The 9,141-nt window shown below is 64.0% G+C and carries 4 protein-coding genes and 3 pseudogenes; 5 read left to right on the top strand and 2 right to left on the bottom strand.

Features of this window, described 5'->3' with window-relative positions:
* Positions 1–240 (top strand): annotated as a pseudogene (locus VJV41_RS15690) (phosphopeptide-binding protein); the annotation flags it as partial.
* A gap of 11 nt (positions 241–251) precedes the next feature.
* Here VJV41_RS15690 and VJV41_RS15685 read toward each other — a convergent pair.
* The gene (locus VJV41_RS15685) at positions 252–1,004 is read right to left on the bottom strand and encodes a hypothetical protein (protein WP_325335256.1); all 753 of its coding nucleotides are present in this window, start codon (positions 1,002–1,004) and stop codon (positions 252–254) included.
* Positions 1,005–2,158: 1,154 nt separating this feature from the next.
* Positions 2,159–3,400, bottom strand: a complete 1,242-nt coding sequence (locus VJV41_RS15680; RefSeq protein ID WP_325335254.1) for a hypothetical protein — start codon at positions 3,398–3,400, stop codon at positions 2,159–2,161.
* 551 nt (positions 3,401–3,951) lie between these two features.
* Here VJV41_RS15680 and VJV41_RS28990 point away from each other — a divergent pair.
* From VJV41_RS28990 to VJV41_RS15660, 4 genes and pseudogenes are all read left to right on the top strand, one after another.
* Positions 3,952–4,085 (top strand): annotated as a pseudogene (locus VJV41_RS28990) (hypothetical protein); the annotation flags it as partial.
* A 106-nt stretch (positions 4,086–4,191) separates the two neighbouring features.
* A pseudogene (locus VJV41_RS15670) lies at positions 4,192–4,377 on the top strand (hypothetical protein); the annotation flags it as partial.
* Between the two features lie 291 nt (positions 4,378–4,668).
* Positions 4,669–5,214, top strand: coding sequence for a hypothetical protein (locus VJV41_RS15665; protein ID WP_325335252.1), 546 nt, complete (start codon positions 4,669–4,671; stop codon positions 5,212–5,214).
* A gap of 1,022 nt (positions 5,215–6,236) precedes the next feature.
* Positions 6,237–9,141 (top strand): amino acid adenylation domain-containing protein (locus tag VJV41_RS15660; protein ID WP_325335250.1); only part of this gene is annotated, 2,905 nt, incomplete at its 3' end.

Raw genomic sequence — 9,141 nt, 5'->3', positions numbered from 1 at the left:
GGAGCACCTCTGCCGACAGGGAGCCAGGGCACACCGCTTCCGGCAGGCAGCCAAGGAACACCACTACCCGCAGGCGCCCAAGGGGCACCGGCAGCCGCGGGCAGCCAAGGCGCACCGGCCGCCGCCGGCACGGAAGGTGTGCCGATGCCGGCGAGCACCGGTGGGACGCCACAACCCGCAGGCAGCCAGGGGACGCCGGCGACCCCGGTGACCACGGTTCCGCCCGCACCCGCTGGGTGACGGTCGCCGGCTCAGGAGTGGGACGACCACCACGCGTACAGCTGATCCAAAGTTGGCCCCTGAGGCCCTGATTGGGCGGCGCTGACCACCAATCGGGGCTCGTCGGTCCACATCACCGTTGGCCTGCCGCCCTGGACGCCGCAGAACAGCACCCCGCTGACCTTCTCCGGAGTGGCGTTGCGGCGCCAGGGACCCGGTGACTGGATATTGCCGGGGCAATCGACCCTGGTCGAGGCCGCGACGATGTCGTTGAACGCAGCGTCGAGCGCGGTCTTGTCCGAGGCCAACGAGTACGTGGCCGACAGCGGGCCGCCCGCATCGGAATTCGCGTCGCAATTGACCTGTGCCAGCGCGTCTTTCGGCGTGGCGACCGCTTTGCATGCACTCGGGGAGTAACCCGCGGGAACCATTCGCATCAGCCGATCGGCGTCTGGATTCGATGCAGTCGGCGCGGCCGCTGCAGTGGTGTCGCCGCCGCTCGTTGTGCTTTCGGAGGCTGGACGCACCAGCCAGAAGATCAGGCCGCCCACGACGAGCACCACGAGCAGCCCGACGGACCCCAGCACGATGATGGGTTTGCGTTCGCGATGCACCGGTCGCGGGTTGACAATCAACGGCGCATCGAACTTGTCCGCCCACGGGCCACGCTCAGATTCCCACGAGTCGTCCACAGCGGGTGCCTGCGCTGAAATCTGCAGCGGACCAGTGTCGGCATCGTCGGGCTCGAGTTCGTCCCACGAGTCCGGCGATGGCGGCACCGTCATGCCCGTACCTCGGTGTCGATCCCGATCACGTGCCAACCCCCATGTACGCAGCGGCAGTTCACTATCGCAGCCCAACGGTCGGCCGGCCTGCGGTACTGAGGGTAATAGGCCGTGCGCTCGAGTGCGCCTGTCGGGATCGGGCTGCGGTTAAGGCGTTCAGGCTGAACGCTGCCCGGATCCCTTACGGCTAGCGCGAACTGCTGACAGCTCTGCGGCTCGAGCGGTATTTCACGAGCTGCTCCGCCAGTGCCGCACCGACCGCCGCGTGAACAGGCTTCGGAGAAGCGTTCATCATCACCGGTTGCGCAACGGTGGGAGGGCGAGCGTGGTCGTCGACCTCGCGAACGTCATGCGGAGCGACCGATGGGATGCTTCCGTGTCGAATCAAGGGAATGCCTGGCTCACAACCGCTGTCAGCCGCGTGCAGCAGGGCCTCGATTTTTGCCGAGGAAAGTGACAGATGCCGCCCACCAACCCAACCGCAGGTACAACATCCCTGCGTTCGATACCTCGATCGAATCACTACAACTATTCGCTGGTCATCTCTTGACTCGGGCATCCCGTTTCGCCCCTCGCTGGCGCGCGTGGTGGTGATTCAGCGCGCGTTCCTTCGACTGCGCCGAGCAACGCTTCCCGGCTCGAGCGTTTTCGCTCACTCGCCATTTCTGGCCACCACCTCCCCAGTGGGCCCAGCTGCTCAAGAACCTGTGGCGCAGATCACGCGATCATAGACTTTGCCAAATCTACTGTCAAGCGACATATCGAAGTAAACGAGCGAATTACTACTGCGCCGCGGAGGTCCCTTGTGGGCCTACAGTGGTAGAGCCGAGGACAACCGGTTCGAATAATCGCATTGGCTGGGCTGCAAATCCGCGCTGGCCCCACATAACGCTCGACCGATTAGCCCTTGGCCCAGCTAGGTTGGGCCTTTTCATAGTCAACCAGTTCGGCGCAGCGCCGCGCCCTATCCGGAGCGGCATCTGCTAGCAACAAGTGCTGCATGAACCATGCGCTGCCCCGAATTACAAACGACGTCATGTATTTCTAGCAAGCAATTCGCAACGACTGGTTGATGACCGCTCATAATTGCTGTGCCGAGGTTGTCGTGGCGCGGACGGGGCGCCTGCCAAGGGCTCGCCTCGCCTCCTGAAGAACTAAGGCGTGCCGCTGCCTTCATTGTTGCTAGCGGAGGTTGTACCTCCGTCACTTGTCACGCCACCCGCATCAGCGGGGCTTTGTTGGCCTGTCGGGGATGTCGTCGGCGTCGCCGTCTGCGTTGCGGAAGAATCCCCGCCGCTGGGTTGTGTCGCTGTCTCACCTGGCTCGAACTTGTTACCTGAGGTCATGATGTCTTGCGACGTCTGCGAGGTACCGGTCGGCTCCACCGATGCGCTTGGCGTCGGAGACGCCGACGGCGTACTACTCAGTGGCTCACTGCTCGGGGCCACCGTGAAAGTAGACGCGATCTGACTAGCTGGCGCCGGAGCTGAGGTCAGCGGTTCACTACTCGGCGCCAACGTAAAAGCAGACGCGATCTGACCATCCGCCGCCGGAGCTGAGGTCAGCGGTTCACTACTCGGCGCCAACGCGAAAGCAGACGCCATCAGGCCAGCTGGCGCTTCAACCTGGGATAGCGTCGTCACCGTTAGCGGTTCACTCGGTGCCGGCAAGGACACCGCCGATCCAGAAGCGTCGTCAGTGCCCTTCTGGACTGCGGGCGAACGCACGACGTATGCCGGCTTGCCATTTACTTTGATCACATCGATCTGCTCGGATGGTCCCGGCACTGAAGTCACATCGATTTTGTCCAGCTCGGTCTTGACGCCCGATATATCAGAAGTTCCCAGGAACACGGCGTCCAGCGTCTTTTTCAAGTCAGCAAGATCAGGGTGTTCGATCAACTGTGCCAATACTGAATCCGGCAACTTCAGTAACGCCTTTAGCTTCTCCTCCAGAGCCGCCTGGTCCACAACGCCTGATTGGGAATACAACAGCATCAACAACGCCTGAAGCTTCGCCCTCAGCGGCACCAGACTTACCGTGACCGTCGGACTCGTGTACCGCACCGTCGCCAACCCGTACATCATCGGCTTCGACGACACCAGTTCGGCGTTAATCAACCTGTGGGAATTGACCGGATCGCCGAGGACGTTTCCCCCCGCTGAGTTGACGCCTGCGACAAAGGGTGTCGACGCCTCAGGGAGTGGGACGTAGATTCCCGACTGGGTTGACGGAAAGAGCGCCCACGTAGAGATCGCGAGGCCCGAAGCAACAAGAATTCGCAAGTCCCGGCGACCTGCGATGTACGTACGGTCCGCAGTGCGATGCGGGCGGTTTGCGACCTTGTGGATCGCCGTCAACTGCGACGATTGCCGAACATGAGATTGGTCGGCCATCGCCCGCCCTCCTCGGGGTAGCTGCAGCAGCATGCAGAGACGCACTCGTTTCGATTGCACCTGAGTTTGACCTCAACGGCATCGCGCCCAACGCTGCTGCGTGACAGGCTAAGACTTTGCTGACCAGCATGTCAATAACACGAGCGGTGATCTTAGCGAAGGGGACAACTCTAGGGGCAAATACCCGACCCCAGCACCGCGTCAGTCCCCCAGAAGATGGTCGGAGGTCGCAGGCAGAGGGTACTTCTCCCGACCGAGCCGTCAGCTCACCTATTCCTGAATATGCAGGTACTCTTGCATATTCACAGAATTTGATCATGCTCTCCCGGTATCCGCAGGCGTCATCGACAGAGCTGGAGCATGGCAATGAACTTTGAGTCCGAAAGTGGCGATTGCGGCGTGCCGACGCTGTCGATGGAATACGATGGGCAAACAATCGAGGGCAATCTTCGATCGTCAGAAGCCATTGCTAAATATGGCTGATCGTGGTCAACACCGTCGGCCAGCGGTACCGGATGGGGCGTTACCTCAGGTAGCGGCGGCAGATAGCCGGCGTCGCGTCGACCAAGACGTTCCTCGCCGCGATCGCGGCGAATTACCTTGTCGGACTTGCCCTTGCGCAGGCCCGCGGTACGAAGGACCCGACGAGGTGCAGCGCGAGTACCGCGACTTGGAGACGATGCCGCGAGAGTACGGAAAATGACGAAAATCGGCCGAATTCCGTCATATACCCGACTCTCGACGAGTTCCTGAACCGCCACGGCGACGATCCGGACGCGCAGACCATCGTCGATGAGCTGACCGACGGTCGTTTCCATTACGCGCGCGTAGCCGCGGTGACGGAGGCGATGCCGGATCTGGTCGCTCGTCTGCTGGACACCGTCGGCTCGGTGTCGGCGCCGGCTGACCGGTTCGCGCAGTCGCAGACGGTGCTGTTCCTTGGCCGCCATGTCGGCAACCCCGTCGCACTCGAGGGCGACGACACCGTGCGGCCCTGGTTAGGTGTAGTTGATTCGCGAACGTCAACTGTCGGCGTATGTTGCCCCACATGACGCGTCCGGCAGAGAGGTGCTGCTGCCGAGACGGCTCGGCCGAGCGCGTACTAGCATCTGTCGGCACCCATCTGGTAGGGACAGTTCCGGTGCTTAACCCGGCCAGTTTCAGCAACCGACTACCGAATGAAGACATGACCACCTCCGCGAACGCCGGTTGCGAGGGCACCTTCGTTCCGTGCACATCGACGGCGCGCTTTGTCGGCCGGTGACCGCGTGCGCGGGGGTCTGATCCGACGCTTCGCCATGCTCGTCTGCGTGCTGTTCACCGCAGCCGCCGTCGCCGGGCTGCCGGTGTATGTGCATCCACAAATCGACCAACTGCGCCACGCCGACGCAATACTCATCTTGAGCGGCCCCTACCATGGCCGATACTCGTATGGCTTCGACCTGGCCGGGCAGGGCTGGGCGCCCAACTTGGTGATTTCGAACCCGAGCGGGGCGAATAACCCCAAGCTGACCGACTATTGCGCAGCCGCACACCCCGATTTCGCCGTGCACTGCTTTGTCCCGGACCCGCCGACGACGAAAGGCGAAGCACGACAACTGCGTCTCATGGCTTCCCAATATGGGTGGCACACAGTCATCGTCGTCACGTTTCGGCCCCACATTTCCCGCGCCCGATTCATCCTCGGGCAGTGCTTCGACGGTGACCTCGTCATGGAGGCAAGCCCGGCTCACATATCCGGACCGAGATGGGCGTTCGAATACCTCTACCAGACCGCGGGTTACGCGCGCACAGTGCTACAGCCCGGATGCTGAGTGGCCGACGCCATGCACCCCGCCTTGTTACATGCGACCGCTGCCGCTGCACCCTCGACCACCTCGACATCGGACGCGTCATGTTGGCTTGGCCCTCCTGCCAAGATCCGACGAGCAGAACGAATTGGACCCAAGTGTGCTGAAATCACAGGTGGTCGACTAACGGCAAATCGGATCTGACAACGCCGCCCGCGCGGATGACCTTCGCCTCAGCCGTGCCCGCAAGACGCTTCAAGAAAGAACTTGGAACAGACCGTTAATTCGTTACCCGACCCGGTTCGCTCTGGCACGACGAGCGGCACAGGAACACGTCATCCGGGCCGTCTGGGTAGAGCCGATCGGTTCTGTAATACGTCAAGCGGCGACGGTATGGCGCAAGCTGCGGCACTGGCACATTTAATTGTGGTGTCCGCTCCTCCCGTGTCGTCGCGGCGCGCGACACCGTGAACCTTGGCGCCGAAGACAGCGGCCGTGAACTGCGCGATTGACTCATCGGCGGTTCCTCGCCGTACGACGCACGTGTAATTCGAAATGGTCGTACATCGTTCATTGCCGGGCGCCGTCTTGGCGATCTGGAGCCCAGCGAGAATTCGCTCAATGCGTTCAGACCGCGACCGCTCAACATTCACCGCCAGTCGGTTTCGTAACCACCTTCAGGCTGGGGCCGCGACCGCCGCCGACTCGTCAATCACTTGGTGCGAGTACTCAGCGGACCCGGCGCATCGGACCGGTCTGCGACTCGACGGACCACGTCAGCGCCCGTTGAGGTGGCCTCAGACTCACAGGAGTTAGCTCCATCGAGAAACCACTGGCGAAACTTGGCGCTCTCTCGTAGAGTTTGCTGCACAGTACGAGCGCTCAGAGGGGGGCCTCGACAACCGATGAAGTGGGCTGCGAGGAGTCGGAGCGCATCAAATTGTGTACGCGGAAGTCCAGCCAGGGTTCCCCTGCGATTTTCGGCCCCGGAAGTTGGGGCTGCGGGGAGGCGCGGCTGCTCGGCGTGATGGGGGGGGCGATGACACATGGATGATGTGGTCGATGTTTATGAGCTGTCGCCGTTGCAGCAGGGGATGCTGTTTCACGCGCTGAGCTCACACGGGGCCGGCGTGAACATCGAACAGGTCATCTTCAAGCTGCGCGAACCGCTGGATGTCGCGACATTCGAACAGGCCTTGCGCGATGTGATGCAGCGTCACCCGATCCTGCGCACACGATTCCGCTGGACGGACGTCGACGAGCCGTGCCAGGAAGTGCTTGCCCACGCGGAGCTCGCGGCGACAGTCGCCGACTGGCGCGATCTTGCGCCCGACGTGGCCGAGCAGCGTTTCGATGCGCATCTGCGCGCCGATCGCCGCCGCGATTTCGATCTCTCTCGCGCGCCGATGATGCGGCTTTTCGTCGCCCAGCTTTCGGGCGGGGAATCGAGCGTGCTCTGGACATTCCACCATGCGCTGCTCGACGGGCGCTCGGTCATCGTGTTGCGTGAATGGTTTGCGCTCTATGACGCCGCGCGACGCGGCGAGATCTTGTCGCTGCCGCCCGCGCGTCCGTATCGCGACTACATCGCGTGGCGTCGTTCGCTCGACCTCGCGACCGCCGAAGCGTTCTGGCGCACGGCGCTGGGCACCTTCGACGCTCCGACGCCGCTTGCGATCGACGCACCAAGATCCGACGCCGCTCGCGTCGAGCCTTTCGGCGCCCTTCAGCAGCACCTTTCGCATGCGTTGTCTGAGCAGCTTCGCGAGGCGGCCCGCCGCGCAGACGTCACGGTCAACACGATGTTGCAGGCGGCCTGGGCGGTCTTGCTGCATCGCTACAGCGGCGAATCGGACGTCGTGTTCGGCGCGACGCGCGCCGGACGCGTCACGGGATTCGCCGATGCCGACAGAATCGCCGGCCTCTTCATCAACACATTGCCGATGCGCGTTGGTGTCGATGACAACGCGGAGATCGGGCCGTGGCTGCGGTCGCTACGGTCGCAGCAGATCGCGCTGCGACCGTTCGAACATTCCCCGCTCGCGGCTGTGCATGCGTGGAGCGGGATCCCGCGCGGCACGCCGCTGTTCGAGAGCGTGATCGTCTACGAGCACCAGACGCTCGACGCTCACGTGCAGATGCCGGGCCGGCACTTCGCGTACATCGGACAGACGAACTTTCCGCTCGCGCTGATCGCGTACGGCGACGACGGCGACGGCGACGGCGCGATGCTGCTGCGGTTCGAGTATTCGACCGAGCGTTTCTGTGATGCGGCGATCGCGCGCATGCTTACTCATCTCGTGAATCTGCTGGCGCGGCTGGCGGACGGGGATGCGACATACGTGCGCGATCTCGATCCGGTCAGCGCCGCGGAACGCGCTGCGCTGGTGGGCGAGGAGCCGATCGCGACGTTCGCGACGCGGGATGCGACGTTGCATGCCGGGTTTGCACGCCAGGTCGCCGCCACCCCTGAGGCGATCGCGCTCAGCATCGACACCGCCTCCGGGCGCACTGAGTTGAGCTACGCCGAACTCGACTGCCGCGCCGAGGCGGTGGCGGCACACCTGCGCGCGCTGGGTGTGGGCGCCAACGAGGTGGTCGGTCTTCGCGTCGAACGCAGCCCCGACGTCGTGATCGGGATCCTGGCGATCCTCAAGGCCGGCGGCGCCTACCTGCCGCTGGACCCGGTCTACCCGACCGAGCGCGTCGCGTTCATGCTGCAGGATGCCGCCGTGCGGGTGGTGTTGACCCAGCGCGCGCTGGCCGGCGAGCTCTCGGCGCTGCCCGTTGAGTGCGTGTGCCTCGATGAGCCGCTGCCACCCACCCCGGCGGCCGCTCCGACCACACCCGGCACCGGCGAGGACCTCGCCTACGTGATGTACACCTCCGGGTCCACCGGCCAACCCAAAGGCGTGCCCATCACGCACCGAAATGTGCTGCGCCTGTTCGCCGCCACCGATGCCCGGTTCGGCTTCGGACCCACCGACGTCTGGACACTGTGGCATTCCTACGCCTTCGACATCTCAGTCTCGGAACTCTGGGGTGCCCTGCTTTTCGGCGGACGCGTCGTGATCGTGCCCCACGAAACCAGCCGCGACCCGGCCGCGTTCCGCGCGCTGGTGCAGCGCGAACGAGTGACCGTGCTCAGCCTGACGCCGACCGGGTTCAGTGCGCTCATCGACGCCGACCGCACCGCACCGCCTGGCGCCTTCGCACTGCGCTACATCCTGCTGTGCGGCGAAGCGCTCCAGCTGCACAGCCTGCAACCCTGGTTCGACCGCTACGGAGACGACACCCCACAAGTCATCAACATGTACGGCCCCACCGAGGCGACCTGTTACGTGACCTACCAGCAGATCAACCGGGCCGATCAGGCTCCCGGTGCCGGCAGCATCATCGGCGTCCCGATCCCCGATATTCGGATCTATTTGCTTGATGCAGTAGGCCGGCCGGTGCCGATCGGCGTCACCGGGGAGCTGTACATCGCCGGTGACGGCGTCGCCGACGGCTACCTCAAGCGCCCCGAACTCACCGCGCAGCGCTTCGTGCCCGACCCGTTCCACGGTGGGCGCATGTATCGCAGCGGCGATCTGGCCCGCCGCCTCCCAAGCGGCGAACTCGAATACCTCGGCCGCATCGACCAACAAGTCAAAATCCGCGGCTTCCGCATCGAACTCGGCGAAATCGAAGCCGCCATCGCGCAACACCCCGCCGTAAGCCAGGTCGCCGTCATCGCCCGCCAGGACTCGCCCGGCGAGAAAAAGCTCGTCGCCTACCTGGTCGCCGGCACCCCGCCCGTCACGCTGATCGCCGACCTACGCGAAGCGCTGCGCGCCCGCCTGCCCGAATACATGATGCCGGCACACTTCCTCTACCTCGACGCACTCCCCCGCACACCCAACGGCAAACTCGACCGCAAGGCACTACCCGCCCCCGAGCACCAACGCACCG

The organism is Mycobacterium sp. (genome assembly GCF_035274705.1).
In the GTDB taxonomy this organism is placed as follows: domain Bacteria; phylum Actinomycetota; class Actinomycetes; order Mycobacteriales; family Mycobacteriaceae; genus Mycobacterium.
Note: the sequence above shows the minus strand (reverse complement) of the source record. Positions and strands in the feature narration are given on the sequence as shown.